The organism is Kitasatospora sp. NPDC058046 (genome assembly GCF_042885595.1).
Classification (GTDB): domain Bacteria; phylum Actinomycetota; class Actinomycetes; order Streptomycetales; family Streptomycetaceae; genus Kitasatospora.
Genome location: NZ_JBHVRS010000031.1, coordinates 11,444 through 27,319, shown reverse-complemented (window position 1 = coordinate 27,319; position 15,876 = coordinate 11,444). Strand labels below are relative to the sequence as shown.

Sequence of the window (15,876 nt, the reverse complement as noted above, 5' to 3'; positions counted from 1 at the left end):
CCGCCGTGCTGCACCTGGTCTACCTGATCCAGCCCACGCCGGACGCGGAGACGGACCCGCACGCCTTCTGGGAGTGGGTCCGCGCCCGCGAGTCCTGGTACTACGACGGACTCGACACCGTCCTGCGCACCCGGTGGGCGGTACGCACCGTCGGCGCCCACGTCCACACCATCGAACACACCGTCAGCTTCGCCGACGAAGCCGGCTGGGGCCGCTACCGCCGCCAGGTCGCCGACCGCGGCCGCGACCCGGCCTGGGAACACCGCCGCACCGAACAGACCCGCTGGTGGACCCTGCTGGACGCCACCCTGCTCAGCGACCCCCCGGTCCCCCTCGGCTTCGACCGCACCCCCGCACCGGGACGCACCCCGTGACCGGCCCCGACGAACTCCTGCGCCGCAGTGGGCACCTGCTCACCCACGCCCGGTTCATGACCCTGGCCACCACCGACGGCACCGAACCGTGGGCCTCCACCGTCAACTTCGTGCCGCTGCGCGCTCCCGGCGCCCCCTTGCGACTGCTCTACTACTCGCTGCGCACCGCCCTGCACTCCCGCAACATCGGCTGCCACCCCCGCGTCGCGGGCTCGCTCTACCTGACCGGCCTGCCCGGACTCGGCCTGGACGGGGCCCAGTTCACCGGCACCTGCCGCGCCACCGACGACCAGGGCGTGGCGGAACACCACCGGCTCTACTACGAGTTGAACTTCCCCGACCCCGCCGTGCGGAGCGAATGGCTCCTGCCCGCATCCGACTTCCGGGGTTCGGGCCCCCGCCGCTTCTACACTGTCGAGGTCGACCGCTGGTGGCTGTTGGACATCGACCGCTGGCTCGTCGACAAGCACGACCAGCGCGTCGAGGTCCCCCTCCACGCCCTCACCGGGCCGGGCTGAGCCACCTGGCGCACCGCCGCCCTCCCGCCGTCACCCGCGACGGTGGCTTCCCCGCGTTGCGGGGGCGTCCCCCGGAGCGCCCCTTCTACCGTTCGCCGCATGCCGCCACACGCCGCCCGCGCGGCCAGGGAATCGAGGACCACATGACGTCGGCCGTGAAGAGCAAGAAGTTCAACACCCTGTTCGACTGGTTCGACCTGAACGGGGACGGACAGCTGTCCCAGGAGGACCTGCGCGGCACCGCCGACGTGTTCGCCCGGACCGCGACCAGGGACGACCAGGCCACCATCCGGGCCCTGCACGACGCCTTCGCGCGCTGGTGGGACCTCCTGCTGGAGCACGGGGACACCGACGGCGACGGACAGGTCTCGCGCCAGGAGTTCCTCACCGTCATGAAGGCCGATGTGACCACGCCCGCGCACTTCGAGGGCACGGTGCTGGCGATCGCCGACGCCCTGCTGAACGCCTACGACACCAACGGCGACGGCGTCCTCAGCAAGGAGGAGTACGTCCACATGTACGAGCAGCTGGGCGTGCCCCGCGTGCACTCCGAGCAGGCGTTCCCACGGCTGGACCGGGACGGGAACGGGGTGATCAGCCTCGACGAGTTCCGCGAGGCGATCATCGAGTTCTACCTCAGCGACGACCCCACCGCGCCGGGCAACTTCCTCCTCGGACCGATCGGCTGACGGCTGACGGCCGGACCGGCTGGATCGGTTTCACCGGATCCGGTCCCGCGCCGCTACTCGTGGCACAGGGTCTCCGGGCCCAGGACGCGGCGCCGCCGCAGGGGGTAGCCGCCAGCCGAAGCCCGACCCTCCGTAGCGGGGCGGGGAGCCTGCCGCACAGCAGGATCCCCGCCCCGTTCTCACGCAAGGAAGGGGAAAGTCGACGTTAAGGCACGGGAGATGACGATCAGTCGGACGCTGCGATCCGGGGGAAGGCGGTCCTCCGGGCCTGACGGGCACCCGACTCCGGGACACCGCGCGGCGCCCGCGGTAGTCGGTCGTGCAGAATGTGGGTGGCCGACCGCCGTGAGAACCGAGCTTCCTCCGGCTGCGGACCCGGTCCGCGGGGACCGGTGAGGATTCGGGCCCCCGTGCCGTCGCGCCGCCAGCGGCGGAAGAGCCCGTAGACCGTCTCCCACTCACCGTACCGGGCGGGCACGTCCCGCCACGGCGCACCCGTACCGCCCCCACCGTATGCCGTCGATCAGCTGCCGCTTGACCAGGCCGGACGCCGTCCTGGCTTCTTTCCTGCCGGCAACATCGCCGCCAGCCTCGCCCACTGCGCGTTCGTCAGATCTCCCCGCCCCATCCGAAGATCATCTCAGGCCGTGATCTACTTCCGATCGTCCTGCTGATCGATGAGGAGCCAAGGCTATGACCGACCACTGCTGCGAGGCGATGACGGGCCAGGTGAACTGGCACTGCGACCAGCACGACGACCCCTTCGCCTGCCCGGACGCGCTGATTCGCTTCAGCACCAAGTTCCAGGACTACGGGTTGATCATCCACGACGGTGGTGCATCGATCATCAGGATCGACTTTTGCCCGTGGTGTGGACAGCGCCTCCCCGAGTCCCAGCGGGATCGCTGGTTCGACGAACTGGAGCGTCGCGGGATCGATCCATGGGAAGACCAGCTCCCGGCCGAGTTCCAGGACGCGAGCTGGCTCGCTTCGCTTCGTCAGGAGTGAAGCGGCTGTTGGTCCACTTCTGAGACACGCCCTGGTCGGAGGAGCCAGGCCTTGCGGGTGCGGGCGGGCGCCACCACCGGCCCGCACAGCATCGTGCCGCCGGGCTCGACGCTGGGCGCCGGCACCACGGTCGGGCTCGCCGCGCCGGTGAATGCGCGGCGGGAGGATCCCGGACGGGACGCGCCGACTGGGCGACCCGATCGCCGCCTGACCGACGGCCGCGGCCGCGTCGGAGGCGGAGTACGTCAGGGTGCGGCAGTCGTCACGGACGGCGCACCGCACCGGGTGTCGGCCGCCGTACGCGTTCCCCTCGCACGGCGGCCGACGGCGTTCCGGAGCGGTCGCGGGTGGCTGGACCTCGGGCGGGGCCGTCAGGGCGCCGGGCTCTGTGCGTCCTCGACGTCGGCGAGCAGTTTGCGCAGGAGCCCGTCCAGGGTGGCCCGTTCCGCGCCCGAGAGGGCGGAGAGCAGCGCGGTCTCGTTGGCGGCGTGGTCGGTGAAGGCGGCGTCCACGAGGGCGCGTCCGGCGGTGGTGAGGGCGATGCGGACGCTGCGCCGGTCCGCCGGGTCGGTGCGGCGTTCCACCAGGCCCGCCGATTCCAGCCGGTCGATCCGGCTGGTCATGCCGGCCCGCGACATCAGCAGCAGCGCGGCGAGTTCGGAGGGCATCAGTTCGTACGGCGCGCCGGAGCGGCGCAGGGTGGCGAGAACGTCGAACTCGCCGCGCTGGAGGCCGTGTTGCTTGAACACCTCTTCGACGACCCGGCCGGCGAGCAGCGCGAAGCGGCCGAGGCGGCCGACGGTGCCGACCGCCGCCAGGTCGAGGTCCGGGCGCTCCCGGCTCCACTGGTCGAGCATGACGTCCACGTGATCCATGGGGGAATGTTATTCGATGGGAGATAGTTAGACGTAGTACTATCAGCCGAGGAACTATTGGAGTGCTCACCGTGGGGAGAGACCAATGACGTTGATCGGACCGGAAGCCGTGGTCGTGCGGGGCGACGAAGCCGAGACCGTCTCGATGCTCGGCGGCCAGGGGCGGCTGCTGGCGGACTCCAGCGCCACCGGCGGCGCCCTGAGCACCCTGCGCGTCACGCTGGGGCGCGGCAAGGACGGCGCCACCCCGCACTACCACGGGGGCTCCTCGGAGCTGTTCTTCGTCGTCGACGGCTCGGCCCAGGTGCTGGTCGGGAACGAGGTCGTCACCGCCCGCAGCGGCGACCTCGTGGTGGTACCGCCCCACCTGCCGCACGCCTTCGCGGCCGCGCCGGACTCCGGGGCGGACCTGCTGATCGTGATCACCCCCGGCGTGGAGCGCTTCGACTACTTCCGCCTGCTGGAGCGGATCCGCGCGGGCGAGGCGACGGTCGAGGAACTGCTCGCCAAGCAGGACCTCTTCGACAACCACTTCCTGGAGTCGCCGAGCTGGCGCGACGCCCGGGAGGAAGCCGCCCGGTCCGAGCCGTAGAGCGCCCGGCACCGAGCCCGGCCCGACACCAGGAGAGGAAACCCGTGACCGACACCCGCACCATCACCAACCCGCCCGGCCTGCACGACCCGACGCCGTTCGGCTACAGCCACGCCGCCTCCGCACCCGGCGAACCGTTGTTCATCGGCGGCCAGTACGCCTCCGACGCCGACGGCCAGGTCGTGCCCGGCGACTTCGCCGCCCAGGTGGAACTCGCCCTCGCCAACCTGCGCACCGCGCTCGCCGGAGTCGGCCTCGGCTTCGAGCACGTGGTCCGCCTCGGCTCGTACATCGTCGACCACGACCCGCAGAAGCTCGCCGTCCTCGGCAAAGCCCTCGCCGGCGCCTGGGGCGACCGACTGCCCGCACAGACACTCAGCGGAGTCGCCTCGCTCGCCCTGCCCGGGATGCTCTTCGAGATCGACGCGGTCGCCGTCCGGCCGACGGCGGAGGCAACGGGCTGACCCACCCACCCGCAGGGGTCCCACCCGCCGGTGGGACCCCTCGCCGTACCGCCCGCCGTACCATCGCGTTCGAGCCGACACGGACCGCCCACACGGCCCGGGCCACTCACACGGCCCGGGCCGCCGCCGGTGGAACCGCCCTGCGCGCAGGTCGCGGAGCCAGCGACGGACCGAGGTGGCCCGGATGGGACTGCCCGTCGCCCGCCCCTGTCGCACAATGCCAAAAGCTTGTCGGGAAAAGACGGTACGGCCACCCCGCGAACCACGACAGTGGACCCATGACCACACACCGCACCGACGTCCTCGTCATCGGCGCCGGAGTCGCCGGCATCGGCGTCGCCTGCCGCCTGAGCCAGGACCTCCCCGGCCGTGACTTCGCGATCCTGGAACGCCGGGCCGGCATCGGCGGCACCTGGGACCTGTTCCGCTACCCGGGCGTCCGCTCGGACTCCGACATGTTCTCCTTCGGCTACCGGTTCCGCCCCTGGAACGGGACCAGGGTGCTCGCCGGCGGCGAGTCGATCCGCGACTACGTGACCGCCACCGCCCGCGAGTACGGCGTGGACAAAGCGATCCACCACGGACTTCGGGTGCTGGCCGCCGACTGGTCGAGCGAGCACCAGCGGTGGACGGTGACCGCGCTGCGCGAGGCGACCGGCGAACGGGAGACCTGGGTCTGCTCCTTCCTCGTCACCTGCACCGGCTACTACGACTACGACCGGGGCCACCTGCCCGAGTTCCCCGGCGCCGAGCGGTTCGAGGGCGTGCGGATCCACCCGCAGCACTGGCCGCGGGACTTCGACCACACCGGGAAGCGGGTCGTCGTGATCGGCAGCGGCGCGACCGCCGTCACGCTCGTCCCGGCGCTGGCCGACAGGGCGGCCCATGTGACGATGCTCCAGCGCTCGCCCTCGTACGTCTTCTCGGTGCCCTCGGTCGACCGGATCACCGCCTGGCAGCAGCGGTTCCTGCCCGGTCCGCTGGTCGCCAGGATGACCCGCCGACGCAACATCGGCCTGCAGCGCGCCCTCTTCCGGACCGCCCGGCGCTTCCCCCGCGCGACGCGCCGGATGCTGCTGGCCGGGGTGCGCCGGGCGGTCGGCCCGCGCATCGACATGACCCACTTCAGCCCGGCCTACGACCCGTGGGACGAGCGGCTGTGCGCCGTCCCCGACGGCGACCTCTTCCGGGTGCTCCGGGAGGGCCGCGCCGACGTCGTGACCGACACCGTCGAGACCTTCACCCCCACCGGCATCAGGCTCGCCTCCGGCCGGGAACTCGCCGCGGACGTCGTCGTCACCGCCACCGGCCTGAACCTCCAGGCCTTCGGCGGCGCCACGATCAGCGTCGACGGCGAACCGCGCGACCTGCACGACGTCTGCACCTACAAGAGCGTCATGCTCGAGGGCATCCCCAACCTGGCCTGGGTCTTCGGCTACACCAACGCCTCGTGGACCCTGAAGGTCGACCTCGCCGCCGCCTACCTGGTGCGCCTGCTCAGGCACCTGGACGCCACCGGCCGCACCGTCGCCGTGCCCGTCGACCACGGGGCCAACGCGACCGCCGAGGGCGTGGTCGACGAGCTGACCTCGGGCTACATCCGGCGGGCGAAGGACGTCATGCCGCGCCAGGGGCGCGAGTTCCCGTGGCGGATGGTGATGGACTACCACCACGACCGGAAGGTCCTGCTGTCCGATCCGATCGAGGACGGCGTCCTGGCCTTCGGCGGGCCCGGGAGTGCGCGTCTTACCGGTCCGTGACGCCGCCCCGTGTCGACCGGCCGCGGGCCCGGTCGGACGCTAGCGTCGGCGGCATGAGAATCCTGGTCACCGGCGGTGCCGGCTTCATCGGCGCGTCCGTGGTGCGCGCCCTGGTCGCGGCCGGGCATCACGTGCGCGTCCTGGACGCCCTGCTGCCCGCGGTCCACCCGACCGGAAACCCGCCCGCGCTGCCCCCGGGTGTCGACTTCCGGCGCGGGGACGTCCGGGACGCGGCGACCGTCGAGGAGGCGCTCGCCGGGGTGGACGCGGTCTGCCACCAGGCGGCGATGGTCGGCCTGGGACTGGACCTCCAGGACGCACCGCACTACGTCGGCTGCAACGACCTCGGCACGGCGGTGGTCCTGGCCGCGATGGCGCGGACCGGCGTCCGACGGCTGGTCCTGGCCGGATCCATGGTGGTCTACGGGGAAGGGCGCTACCACTGCGCGGAGCACGGCGAGGTGGCACCGGGGCCGCGGCGGCCCGCCGACCTGGACGCCGGACGGTTCGAGCCGCCGTGCCCGGTCTGCGGCGCTCCCCTGCGGCCGGGCCTGGTCGCGGAGAGCGCACCCGCCGACCCGCGCAGCGTCTACGCGGTGACCAAGCTCGCGCAGGAACACCTCTCCGCCGCCTGGGCACGCGCCTGCGGCGGAACAGTACTGACGCTGCGTTACCACAACGTGTACGGCCCCGGGATGCCGCGCGACACCCCGTACGCGGGGGTGGCGTCGCTGTTCCGCTCGGCCCTCGCCCGCGGCGAGGCGCCCCGGGTCTTCGAGGACGGCCGCCAGCGCCGGGACTTCGTCCACGTCGAGGACGTCGCCGCCGCCAACCTCGCGGCACTGACGGCCGTGGGCGACCGGCCGCCGGGCAGCGTCCGGGCGTACAACGTGGGCAGCGGCGAGGTGCGCACCATCGGTGAGATGGCGGCCGCGCTGGCCGCGGCCCACGGCGGTCCGGCGCCGACGGTGACCGGCGAGTACCGGCTCGGCGACGTACGGCACGTCACCGCCGACTCGAACCGGCTGCGTGCCGAACTGGCCTGGCTGCCGCGCGTCCCGTTCGACCGGGGCATGGCGGAGTTCGCCGCCGCACCGCTGCGGGTCTGAGGTCAGCTCCGGGCGGACGGCAGGGCGATCTCGAAGCAGCAGCCGCCCGCCACGTTGTGGACGCGGGCCCGCCCGGCGTGGGCCTCGACGATGCCGCGGACGATGGCGAGGCCCAGGCCGGCACCGCTGCCGCCGGCCTCGGGCCGGTCGGACCACCCGCCGGGATCGGCCGGCCTGGGCGTGCGGGCCGCGGTGCCACGCCAGCCGGTCTCGAAGACCCGGGTCAGGTCCTGGGCGGGGATGCCCCCGCAGCCGTCGGTGACCGAGAGCAGCACCTCGTCCGCCTCCCGCCGCGCGGAGACCGTGACCACGCCGTCCTGAGGGGTCGAGCGGATCGCGTTGACCAGCAGGTTGCCCAGGACCCGGGTGATCTCGCGGCTGTCCACCTCGACCGGTTCGGGCTCCACCTGCCGGCCTTCGAGCCGGACGCCGCGCTGCCGGGCCAGCGCGTGGGCACCGGCCAGCGCGTCGTCGACCAGGTCGTAGACGGAGACCCGGGAGAGCGAGAGGGCGAGCGTTCCGGCCTGGATGCGGGAGAGTTCGAACAGGTCGTCCACCATCCCGGTGAGCCGCTCGACCTCGGTGCGGATCCGCCGGAGGTAGCGGTCCGGCTCCTCGGCGACGCCGTCCTCCAGCGCCTCGGCCATGGCGCGCAGCCCGGCCAGCGGGGTGCGCAGGTCGTGGGAGATCCAGGCGACCAGCTCCCGCCGGGACTGTTCGAGGGCCTGTTCACGGCCCCGGGATTCGGCGAGCCGGGCGCTGGTGGCGGACAGTTCCTCGCTCAGCTGGGCCAGTTCGCGGCCCAGCGGGTGGACGGGCGCGGTGAAGCCGGTGTCGCTGCCGACGGTCCGGGCGGCCGCCGTCAGGGCCCGGCTGCCCGCGACCACCTGCCGGCCCAGCAGGGCGGCGGTGCCGAGGGACACGACGGCGGCCATGGCGAGCACCGTTATCACGACACCGAGGTCGTGGGCGGAGAGGAACATGGCCTGCGCGACGGCGAAGGTGCCGGAGACGACCGCGAGCACGGTGACGACGGCGACGCAGAACAGCGAGAGCGCCATCGAGCGCCTGCGCAGCAGCCGGACGGCCGGCCAGCCGAGCAGGCCCGCTCCGCCGGCGCCGAGCGCGGCGAACAGGGCGATCAGCAGCAGGTCCTTCACCCGCGGTCCTCCCCGGCACCGGGCACCGGGTCGTAGCGGTAGCCGACGCCCCACACCGTGCTGATCATCCGCGGGGCGGCGGGATCGTCCTCGATCTTCTCGCGCAGGCGCCGCACGTGGACGGTGACGGTGGAGAGGTCGCCGAAGTCCCAGCCCCAGACGCGGGCCATCAGCTCCTGGCGGGAGAAAACCGTCCCGGGGAACCGCAGGAGGAAGGCCAGCAGGTCGAACTCCCGTGCGGTCAGGGACAGTTCCCTCCCGCAACGGTGAGCGCGACGGGCCGGCCCGTCGACGGTGATGTCCCCGGAGCGGACGGGCCCGGCCGGGGCGCCCGTCGCGGGTGCCGCCACGCGCGAGCGCCGCAGCACCGACTGGACCCGCAGGACGAGTTCGCGTGGACTGAACGGCTTGGTGACGTAGTCGTCGGCGCCCAGCTCCAGGCCGAGGACGCGGTCGGCCTCGTCACTCCTGGCGGTGAGCAGCACGACCGGCAGCTCCCCGCCGGCGGCCTGGCCGCGCAGCCGCCGCAGCACCTCCAGGCCGTCGATGCCCGGGAGCATCAGGTCCAGGACCACGAGGTCCGGCTGGTGGGCCCGGGCGAGGGCGAGCCCCCGCGGACCGTCGGCGGCGTGGTCGACGCGGTGGCCGGCCCGGGTGAGGTAGCCGGCGACGACCTCGGCCACGGTCGGGTCGTCGTCGATCACCAGGATGCGGCCGGCGGCCGACGGCCCGGCGATGGCGGAGGGCACGTTGGCGGAGGGCTCGTTCACCCCGCCGAGAATAGGCGCCGGACGCCGGTGCGGACGCCGCCGCCGTCCCCCCGTTCGACCTCCGTAAGATCCTGGGCCCCGTCCGCACACCCGTCCGCACACCGGTCCGCACCGGTGCGGCCCCCGACGGCTCACCGGTGGGCCGTCGGCGCGACGTTCGGCTTCCGTAAGGCTGCGGCACCACCGTCCCGGGCCGACACGCCCTTAGCGTGGCCGACGTGACCTCCGCTACCCCTCGTTCGTCCGGTGTCGATGTCGTCCTGCCCTGCCTCGACGAGGCCGAGGCGCTGCCCTGGGTGCTCGGGCGCATCCCGCCCGGCTGGCGGGCCGTCGTCGTGGACAACGGTTCGCGGGACGGCTCGGCCGAACTCGCCCGATCGCTCGGAGCGACCGTGGTCGAGGAGTCCCGGCGCGGGTTCGGCGCCGCCTGCCACGCCGGGCTCCTCGCCGCCACCGCCGAGCTGGTCTGCTTCCTGGACTGCGACGGCTCGCTCGACCCCGCCCAACTGCCCCGGGTCACCGCTCCGGTGGCCGACGGCACGGCGGACCTCGTCCTCGGCCGCCGCCGGCCGGTGAGCACGGGCGCCTGGCCCGTGCACGCACGGCTCGCCAACACCGTGCTGGCCCGCCGGCTGCGGGCCCGCACCGGCGCCCCGCTGCACGACCTGGGCCCGATGCGGGCCGCCCGACGGGAACGCCTGCTGGCGCTCGGCCTGGGCGACCGCCGCTCCGGATACCCGCTGGAGATGGTGCTCGCCGCCTCGGCCGCCGGCATGCGGATCACCGAGACCTCCGTCGACTACCTGCCGCGCGCGGGCCGTTCGAAGGTCACCGGCACGGTGCGCGGCACCCGGCAGGCGATCCGGGACATGCGGGCCGTGCTCGCCGCCCCGCCGCCCACCCTGCTGGTCATCGCCAAGTCGCCCGTACCGGGCCGGGTGAAGACCCGGCTCACCCCGGCCTGCACGCCCCAGCAGGCGGCGGCGCTGGCCGAGGCCGCGCTCTCCGACACCCTGCACACCCTGGCCACCGTGCCGGCCGGACGGCGCCTGCTGGTCCTGGACGGCGAACCGGGCCGCTGGCTGCCGCCCGGGTGGCAGGTGCTTCCGCAGAGCGGCGGCGGACTGGACGCCCGGCTGGCGGCGGCCTTCGGCCACGCGGCCCGGCTGGCCCCGCACGCGCCCGCGCTGCTGGTCGGCATGGACACCCCGCAGCTCAGCGCGGCCACCCTGGCCGAGCCGCTCTCCCCGGCGGGCCGGGCCGGGGTCGACGCCTGGTACGGGCCCGCGACCGACGGCGGCTTCTGGGCCCTCGGTCTGGCCCGGCCGACCGAGGACCTCGCCCGCCGCCTCCTCCTCGGGGTACCGATGTCGACCCCGGACACGGGGCGGGTGCTCCTCGACCGGCTCGGGGCGGCCGGCCTGACGGTGCGCACCCTGCCCGAAGCCACCGACGTGGACACCGTCGAGGACGCCCTGCTGGTCGCCTCCCAGGCACCGCGGAGCCGGTTCGCCGCCCGCCTTCGCTCGTTCCGCACCGTCCCCGAGGTGGCGGGTTGACCGGCACCTCGACGGCATGGATCGACGACCCGTTCGCCGACGCCGTCCGCACCGGACGCGGTCCGCTGTGGCTGCGCGGCGACGACGGACGCCGGATCCCGCTCGACATCGAACGCTGGTGCGCACCGGCCGCCGGAGGCGACCACAGCCTCCTGATGCGCTGCTTCCACCTGTCCGCGCCGGTCGTGGACCTCGGCTGCGGACCCGGCCGACTGGTCGCCGCGCTCCTCGCCGTGGGCGTCCCGGCCCTCGGCGTCGACGTCACCCCGGCGGCCGTCGCCCGCACCCTGGGCCTCGGCGGCGCGGCCCTCTGCCGCTCGGTGTTCGACCGGCTGCCCGCCGAGGGCCGCTGGGGTGCGGCCCTACTGGCGGACGGCAACCTCGGCATCGGCGGGAACCCGGAGGCCCTGCTGCGGCGCGCGGCCGAACTCATCGCGCCGGACGGGCTGTTGCTGGTGGAGGTCGAGCCGCGCGATGTCGACGAACGCGTCACCGTCCGGGTCGAGGGCCCGGACGGCCGGCTCGGCCCGCCCTTCGCCTGGGCGCGCCTCGGCGCCAGGGCCGCCGTACGACGGGCCTACGGCGCCGGGCTCGTCGAAGCGGAACGCTGGACCTCCCACGGCCGACGCTTCCTCACCCTGCGCCGCCGCACCGCGCCCGCCCGCTGAGAGTGCCCGCCATCACCACCCGTCGGCCGACCTCTCTCGCCCTACGCCCTTCGACCGGTTCACCCGCACTCACGATCCGACCCGCGCCGCTCCGTCAGACCCCGTCAGACTCCGTCAGTTCCCGGCCCCCGCCACGGCGGCGACCCGCCCCGTACGGAGCTGGCGCAGCAGCGGGACCAGGAGGACGACGCACAGGGCCGTACCGTAGGCGAACTGCTGCGCCACCGGGCCCTGTACCAGGTAGAGCGCCTGCCCGGCGGCCGGGACGGCCAGCCACTCCCAGCGGCCGTCGAGCGCCACCAGCGCGACCACCAGGAGCCCGTACCAGGGGTAGGAGGGCGCGACCAGCAGCAGCGCCGTGCCCGTCACCAGGAGCGCGCCGGCCCACGGCCGGCTCCGGTCGCCCCGGCGGAGGACCCGGACCACCACGGCCGCCAGGACGAACGCCGCCGCCCACGGCGCGAGGCGGTCGGACAGCACCAGCCTGAGCAGCCCGAACCGGTCGATGTGGCCCTGTTCGTAGCCCTCCTCCTTCAGGTAGCCCGGCAGGTAGCCCAGGACCGAGGTGCCCGAGGCCACGACGTACGGGAGGTAGGACAGGGCGAAGGCGCCGAGCGCGGATCCGACCAGCAGGACGTCCTTCCGGGAAGGGCGCCGGGCCGACAGGCCCGCCAGCGCGCCGGGGAGGACGAGGGCCGGCAGCAGCTTGGTCGCGACCGCGCCGCCCAGGAGGAGCCCCCCTCGCACGGCCCTCCCGCGCACCGCGCAGCCGAGCCCGGCGACCGTCAGCAGGGCTCCGAGCGTGTCCACGTGCGCGTCGTTGACCGCCCACACGGCCACGCCGGGGAACCACCCCCACAACGCGGCCCGCCACCGCTCCCGCCCCACTCTCAGCAGCAGGGCGGTCGTCGCCACCGCCAGCACCGCACCGCCGGCCTGCACCCCGCGGACCCCGCCGCCGAACGGGTGCACGACGACGAACCAGACCTGTGCCACCGGCGGATAGATGGTGTGCACGGCCGGCCGGTTGATCCGGGTGCAGTCCCCGGCCGTGGTGCGCCGCTCGTCCCAGCCCGTGCAGCCGTCACCGACCGGGAAGAGCCCCGGGTCACGCAACCGGGCCAGCGCCGGATCGTCCGGGGTGTGGGCGTAGGGCGAGATCCCGGCCGCCTGGACCCGGCCGTCCCAGACGTAGCGGTAGGCGTCGTCACTGGTGCGGGGTGGGGCCAGCAGCCCGACGGCGGCGACGGCCACGGCGCCGGCCAGGACCAGCGGCGCGACCAGCCGACCGGGCACCCTGCGCAGCAGCAGCACCGCTACCGCGAACAGGGCCGTGTCGAGGAGGTACCAGACGGCGAGCGGCGCGGAGCCGTCGTCGGTGACGGTCAGCGCCAGCGCGGTGACCAGGGCCGCGAGCGCGAGCGCGCAGGACGGAACGGTACGGTCGATCATCCTGCCCAACCTCCCGGTGATGAAGTCTCGCGGCCCCGGCGTTCCCTCGCCGGGGTGGGGCGTCAGACGCCGGGGACCCCCGGAAGACCGGTCGTGAGACCGTCCAGGGCGTGCGGGCAGGGGCACTCGCGCACCAGCGGCAGCCGTTCCACCGCCTTGAACAGCACGGTGCGCAGCCGGTCGACGTTGCGGGCGAACTCCTTCAGCACCTCGCCGTGGGTGACGCCCGCGCCGCTCTCCACCCCGGCGTCGAGATCCGTGACCAGGGCCAGCGAGGCGTAGCAGAGGCCGAGTTCACGGGCGAGGACGGCCTCCGGATGTCCCGTCATGCCGACCACCGACCAGCCGTTGGCGGTGAACCAGCGGGACTCGGCGCGGGTGGAGAAGCGCGGGCCCTCGATCACCACCAGCGTTCCGCCGTCGACCGGCTCCCAGGCCGCCTCCCGGGCGGCGTCCAGTGCCGCCTTCCGCCCCGCCGGGCAGTACGGGTCGGCCATGGACACGTGCACCACCTCCGGCACCGTGCCGTCCGGCAGCGGCAGGCCGTCGTAGAAGGTCTGCGGGCGCCCCGAGGTCCGGTCCACGAACTGGTCGGGCACCAGCAGCGTGCCCGGCCCGTACTCCGGGCGCAGCCCGCCCACCGCGCACGGCGCGACCACCTGCCGCACACCCAGCGTGTGCAGTGCCCACAGGTTGGCGCGGTAGTTGATCCGGTGCGGGGGAAGCCGGTGGCCGCGCCCGTGCCGGGGTAGGAACGCGACCCGGCGGCCGGCCGCCTCTCCCACGAACACCGCGTCGCTCGGTTCGCCGTACGGGGTGTCCACCCGTACCTCGGTCACGTCGTCCAGCAGCTCGTAGAGCCCGGAGCCACCGATGACGCCCACCTCGGCGCTCGGCGGGACGTCCTGGTCGACCGTCATCCCGGTCCACCTCTCTTCTCGGGAACAGCCTCCCGGCCAACTGTAGGAACGGACCGGGCCGGAACCGGGTCACCATGCCTTACGGATCACGAACGTCCCCGCGCCGCGGGCCCGCGGCGGGGCTTGTGCGACCGTCGCCGCCGGGCCGTCGCGGCGAGCAGGAAGAGCGCCGAGACGGCGAAGAACGCCGCGGTCAGCAGCAGCCAGCGCCCGAGGAAGACGTCCGGGTCCAGGCCGGTGGCGGAGCGGTACCCGGGGACGCGACGCAGGACGAGCGGGTACCAGACGACCAGCAGCAGCAGCGAGAGGAAGGCGGGGACGCGGACGTAGTTGACCGCCGGCATCCGGTGCGTACCGCCCGCGGGAGCCTGGCGGACACCCGTCAGGGCCTGGGCGGCCCGGTCGGTGAGCGTGTAGAGCGGCAGCAGGACCAGGTCGTGGAGCAGTGCGGCCCCGACGAACCAGATCGCGACGCCGAGCGGATCGCCCTTGAGGAGGCGGATCCCGGCGTACAGGGCCAGGGCGAAGGAACAGACGAGGAGGAGCAGGTGCAGGGGGGATGCGCCGTAGCGCTCGCGGAGGCCGCTGCGGCGCTTCATCCGGTGGCTCCGAAGGTGAGGCGGGTGACCCATTTGGTGTTGTGGACACCGGGGTTGGCGGGGACGATGATCCGGGCCGGGTAGCCGTGGTCGGGCGAGAGGTCGGCGCCGTTGACGCGCAGGGCCAGCAGGGAGCGGGCGTCGCGGACCTGGTTGTCGCGCAGGACGGTGGAGGAGAAGGACCCGCCGCGTTCGACGGATTCCACGAAGACGTCCGGTGGGCTGTCGGTCAGGCCGACGAGCGCGGCCAGCTCGGTCAGCCGGACACCGGTCCAGTCCTGGTCGGGCGTGGACCATCCCTCGACGCAGGCGATGGGCAGGGCCGCGGTGGTCTGCGGCAGGCTCCTCAGCTCATCCAGGGTGAGGACGGTTTCCCGGCCGGGGCCGCGGACGGTCAGCCGCCAGTCGGGGCCGATGTCGGCGGGGCGGATACCGACGGCGGCGGCGGTCTTGTTGATCTGGAAACCGTTCGGGCCGTCGCCGGGCTCCTGGCCGTGCGGGGCGAGCAGCGCGGTCCTGCGCCACCATCCGCCGATGCTCTGACCGGCCGTCACCGCGAACAGCGCGAGGGAGCCCGCACCGACCAGCGCGAGGGCTCCGCGCCGGGAGAGGGTCGCGGGGGCGGGGCGCGGGGAGACCAGACCGGTGTCGTCGGGCGGCTCGGGCAGCGTGTCGGCGGCGCCCGTGCGCAGTTCGGTGCGCAGGCGCCGGCTGCGCAGCGCCCGGACCATGACCGGGACGCGGAACACCACGTGGACGACGAAGGCGCCGATGAAGACCCAGGCACCGTAGTAGTGCAGGGTGTAGAAGGAGCCGGGGAAGATGTAGTGCAGCTGGATGTTGAGGATGCCGGTGGCGAACTCGAACAGCGCGCCGCCGACCAGGAGCAGCAGCGACAGGCGCTCGACCGCCTGGGCCGGCGAGCGGAGCGGGGGCCAGGCGAAGAGCTTGGGGATGACCGACCAGAGCTTGGCCAGCAGCACCGGGACCAGCACGATGCCGAGGGTCACGTGGATCCCCTGGTTCAACCGGTACAGCCAGCTGGGGCTGGTCGGCCATGAGAAGAGGTAGAAGCCGAGCCAGCCCTTGTCCGGGGTCTGGTCGTTGACCGCGGCGAGGTCGGGGTTGTAGGCGGCGTAGGACAGCAGCCCGGTCACGAACACCACCGTGATCCCGGGCAGCAGCACCAGGCCGAACACCGAGGTGAGCCAGGGGCCGCGCAAGGGGCTGCGCCAGAACTCCGGGCGGGCGGGCCCGGGCGGGGGGCCGGCGGCGAGCGCGGCACGCAGGCGGGATCCCCTGGGCTTGGGGGCTGTGCGCGTCGGCGCGTGGGGGGCCGGTCGCCGTCCCTCCGCGGTG

The 15,876-nt window shown here is 74.0% G+C and carries 17 protein-coding genes and 2 pseudogenes; 11 read left to right on the top strand and 8 right to left on the bottom strand.

Going from position 1 to position 15,876, the window contains the following annotated elements:
* The first annotated feature begins 5 nt into the window (after positions 1-5).
* The 3 genes from ACFVU7_RS39850 (at position 6) to ACFVU7_RS39840 (ending at position 1,581) form a co-directional block, all read left to right on the top strand.
* Positions 6-374, top strand: coding sequence for a hypothetical protein (locus ACFVU7_RS39850; RefSeq protein WP_049650457.1), 369 nt, complete (start codon positions 6-8; stop codon positions 372-374).
* Entirely contained in the window at positions 371-892 is a 522-nt protein-coding gene (locus ACFVU7_RS39845; RefSeq protein WP_380776973.1) for a pyridoxamine 5'-phosphate oxidase family protein, read from the top strand. The genes ACFVU7_RS39850 and ACFVU7_RS39845 overlap by 4 nt, the downstream gene beginning before the upstream one ends.
* Before the next feature lie 143 nt (positions 893-1,035).
* Entirely contained in the window at positions 1,036-1,581 is a 546-nt protein-coding gene (locus ACFVU7_RS39840; protein WP_387973198.1) for an EF-hand domain-containing protein, read from the top strand.
* Between the two features lie 226 nt (positions 1,582-1,807).
* On the opposite strand, the pseudogene ACFVU7_RS39835 reads toward ACFVU7_RS39840, so the two are convergent.
* A pseudogene (locus ACFVU7_RS39835) lies at positions 1,808-2,068 on the bottom strand (transposase); the annotation flags it as partial.
* Positions 2,069-2,274: 206 nt separating this feature from the next.
* Here ACFVU7_RS39835 and ACFVU7_RS39830 point away from each other — a divergent pair.
* Positions 2,275-2,589 carry a DUF6980 family protein gene (locus tag ACFVU7_RS39830; protein WP_074003347.1) on the top strand — a complete coding sequence of 105 codons (315 nt, stop codon included), beginning with the start codon at positions 2,275-2,277 and terminating at the stop codon, positions 2,587-2,589.
* 371 nt (positions 2,590-2,960) lie between these two features.
* Here the strand turns inward: ACFVU7_RS39830 and ACFVU7_RS39825 are convergent, their stop codons facing one another.
* Complete coding sequence (locus ACFVU7_RS39825; RefSeq protein WP_388050994.1) at positions 2,961-3,464, bottom strand: MarR family winged helix-turn-helix transcriptional regulator; 504 nt, start codon at positions 3,462-3,464, stop codon at positions 2,961-2,963.
* Positions 3,465-3,549: 85 nt separating this feature from the next.
* Here ACFVU7_RS39825 and ACFVU7_RS39820 point away from each other — a divergent pair, with 85 nt between their 5' ends.
* From ACFVU7_RS39820 to ACFVU7_RS39805, 4 genes are all read left to right on the top strand, one after another.
* Complete coding sequence (locus ACFVU7_RS39820; protein ID WP_117486302.1) at positions 3,550-4,056, top strand: cupin domain-containing protein; 507 nt, start codon at positions 3,550-3,552, stop codon at positions 4,054-4,056.
* 44 nt (positions 4,057-4,100) lie between these two features.
* A complete protein-coding gene (locus ACFVU7_RS39815; protein WP_388050991.1) occupies positions 4,101-4,520 on the top strand; it encodes a RidA family protein in 420 nt (139 codons plus the stop codon).
* 278 nt (positions 4,521-4,798) lie between these two features.
* Positions 4,799-6,280, top strand: coding sequence for a flavin-containing monooxygenase (locus ACFVU7_RS39810; RefSeq protein ID WP_388050988.1), 1,482 nt, complete (start codon positions 4,799-4,801; stop codon positions 6,278-6,280).
* A gap of 53 nt (positions 6,281-6,333) precedes the next feature.
* Positions 6,334-7,389: an NAD-dependent epimerase/dehydratase family protein gene (locus ACFVU7_RS39805; RefSeq protein ID WP_388050985.1), complete on the top strand. Its 1,056-nt coding sequence runs from the start codon at positions 6,334-6,336 to the stop codon at positions 7,387-7,389.
* 2 nt (positions 7,390-7,391) lie between these two features.
* Here ACFVU7_RS39805 and ACFVU7_RS39800 read toward each other — a convergent pair whose 3' ends face one another.
* On the bottom strand, positions 7,392-8,549 hold the full coding sequence (locus ACFVU7_RS39800) for a sensor histidine kinase KdpD (protein WP_074003353.1): 1,158 nt from the start codon (positions 8,547-8,549) through the stop codon (positions 7,392-7,394).
* Complete coding sequence (locus ACFVU7_RS39795; protein ID WP_388050982.1) at positions 8,546-9,319, bottom strand: response regulator transcription factor; 774 nt, start codon at positions 9,317-9,319, stop codon at positions 8,546-8,548. Before ACFVU7_RS39795 ends, ACFVU7_RS39800 begins: the two co-directional genes overlap by 4 nt.
* 209 nt (positions 9,320-9,528) lie before the next feature.
* Here ACFVU7_RS39795 and ACFVU7_RS39790 point away from each other — a divergent pair.
* From ACFVU7_RS39790 to ACFVU7_RS39780, 3 genes and pseudogenes are all read left to right on the top strand, one after another.
* Positions 9,529-10,251 (top strand): annotated as a pseudogene (locus ACFVU7_RS39790) (glycosyltransferase family 2 protein); the annotation flags it as partial.
* A 6-nt stretch (positions 10,252-10,257) separates the two neighbouring features.
* Positions 10,258-10,878, top strand: a complete 621-nt coding sequence (locus ACFVU7_RS39785; RefSeq protein ID WP_388051114.1) for a DUF2064 domain-containing protein — start codon at positions 10,258-10,260, stop codon at positions 10,876-10,878.
* Positions 10,875-11,546 (top strand): methyltransferase domain-containing protein, encoded by a 672-nt coding sequence (locus ACFVU7_RS39780; protein ID WP_388050979.1) that lies wholly within the window; start codon positions 10,875-10,877, stop codon positions 11,544-11,546. Before ACFVU7_RS39785 ends, ACFVU7_RS39780 begins: the two co-directional genes overlap by 4 nt.
* Before the next feature lie 114 nt (positions 11,547-11,660).
* Here the strand turns inward: ACFVU7_RS39780 and ACFVU7_RS39775 are convergent, their stop codons facing one another.
* The 4 genes from ACFVU7_RS39775 to ACFVU7_RS39760 all read right to left on the bottom strand — a co-directional run bounded on the left by ACFVU7_RS39775 (position 11,661) and on the right by ACFVU7_RS39760 (position 15,806).
* Entirely contained in the window at positions 11,661-12,998 is a 1,338-nt protein-coding gene (locus ACFVU7_RS39775) for a glycosyltransferase 87 family protein (protein WP_388050977.1), read from the bottom strand.
* Between the two features lie 62 nt (positions 12,999-13,060).
* Positions 13,061-13,918: an S-methyl-5'-thioadenosine phosphorylase gene (locus tag ACFVU7_RS39770; protein WP_049658829.1), complete on the bottom strand. Its 858-nt coding sequence runs from the start codon at positions 13,916-13,918 to the stop codon at positions 13,061-13,063.
* An 86-nt stretch (positions 13,919-14,004) separates the two neighbouring features.
* Positions 14,005-14,517, bottom strand: coding sequence for a hypothetical protein (locus ACFVU7_RS39765; RefSeq protein WP_388050973.1), 513 nt, complete (start codon positions 14,515-14,517; stop codon positions 14,005-14,007).
* Positions 14,514-15,806, bottom strand: a complete 1,293-nt coding sequence (locus ACFVU7_RS39760; protein ID WP_388051111.1) for a molybdopterin-dependent oxidoreductase — start codon at positions 15,804-15,806, stop codon at positions 14,514-14,516. The genes ACFVU7_RS39765 and ACFVU7_RS39760 overlap by 4 nt, the downstream gene beginning before the upstream one ends.
* Between the last annotated feature and the right edge of the window lie 70 nt (positions 15,807-15,876).

Coding starts and splice junctions, on each gene's coding strand:
- ACFVU7_RS39775 (WP_388050977.1), bottom strand. CDS start 12,998: ATGATCGACCGTACCGTTCCGTCCTGCGCGCTCGCGCTCGCGGCCCTG.
- ACFVU7_RS39840 (WP_387973198.1), top strand. CDS start 1,036: ATGACGTCGGCCGTGAAGAGCAAGAAGTTCAACACCCTGTTCGACTGG.
- ACFVU7_RS39810 (WP_388050988.1), top strand. CDS start 4,799: ATGACCACACACCGCACCGACGTCCTCGTCATCGGCGCCGGAGTCGCC.
- ACFVU7_RS39830 (WP_074003347.1), top strand. CDS start 2,275: ATGACCGACCACTGCTGCGAGGCGATGACGGGCCAGGTGAACTGGCAC.
- ACFVU7_RS39770 (WP_049658829.1), bottom strand. CDS start 13,918: ATGACGGTCGACCAGGACGTCCCGCCGAGCGCCGAGGTGGGCGTCATC.
- ACFVU7_RS39820 (WP_117486302.1), top strand. CDS start 3,550: ATGACGTTGATCGGACCGGAAGCCGTGGTCGTGCGGGGCGACGAAGCC.
- ACFVU7_RS39825 (WP_388050994.1), bottom strand. CDS start 3,464: ATGGATCACGTGGACGTCATGCTCGACCAGTGGAGCCGGGAGCGCCCG.
- ACFVU7_RS39765 (WP_388050973.1), bottom strand. CDS start 14,517: ATGAAGCGCCGCAGCGGCCTCCGCGAGCGCTACGGCGCATCCCCCCTG.
- ACFVU7_RS39805 (WP_388050985.1), top strand. CDS start 6,334: ATGAGAATCCTGGTCACCGGCGGTGCCGGCTTCATCGGCGCGTCCGTG.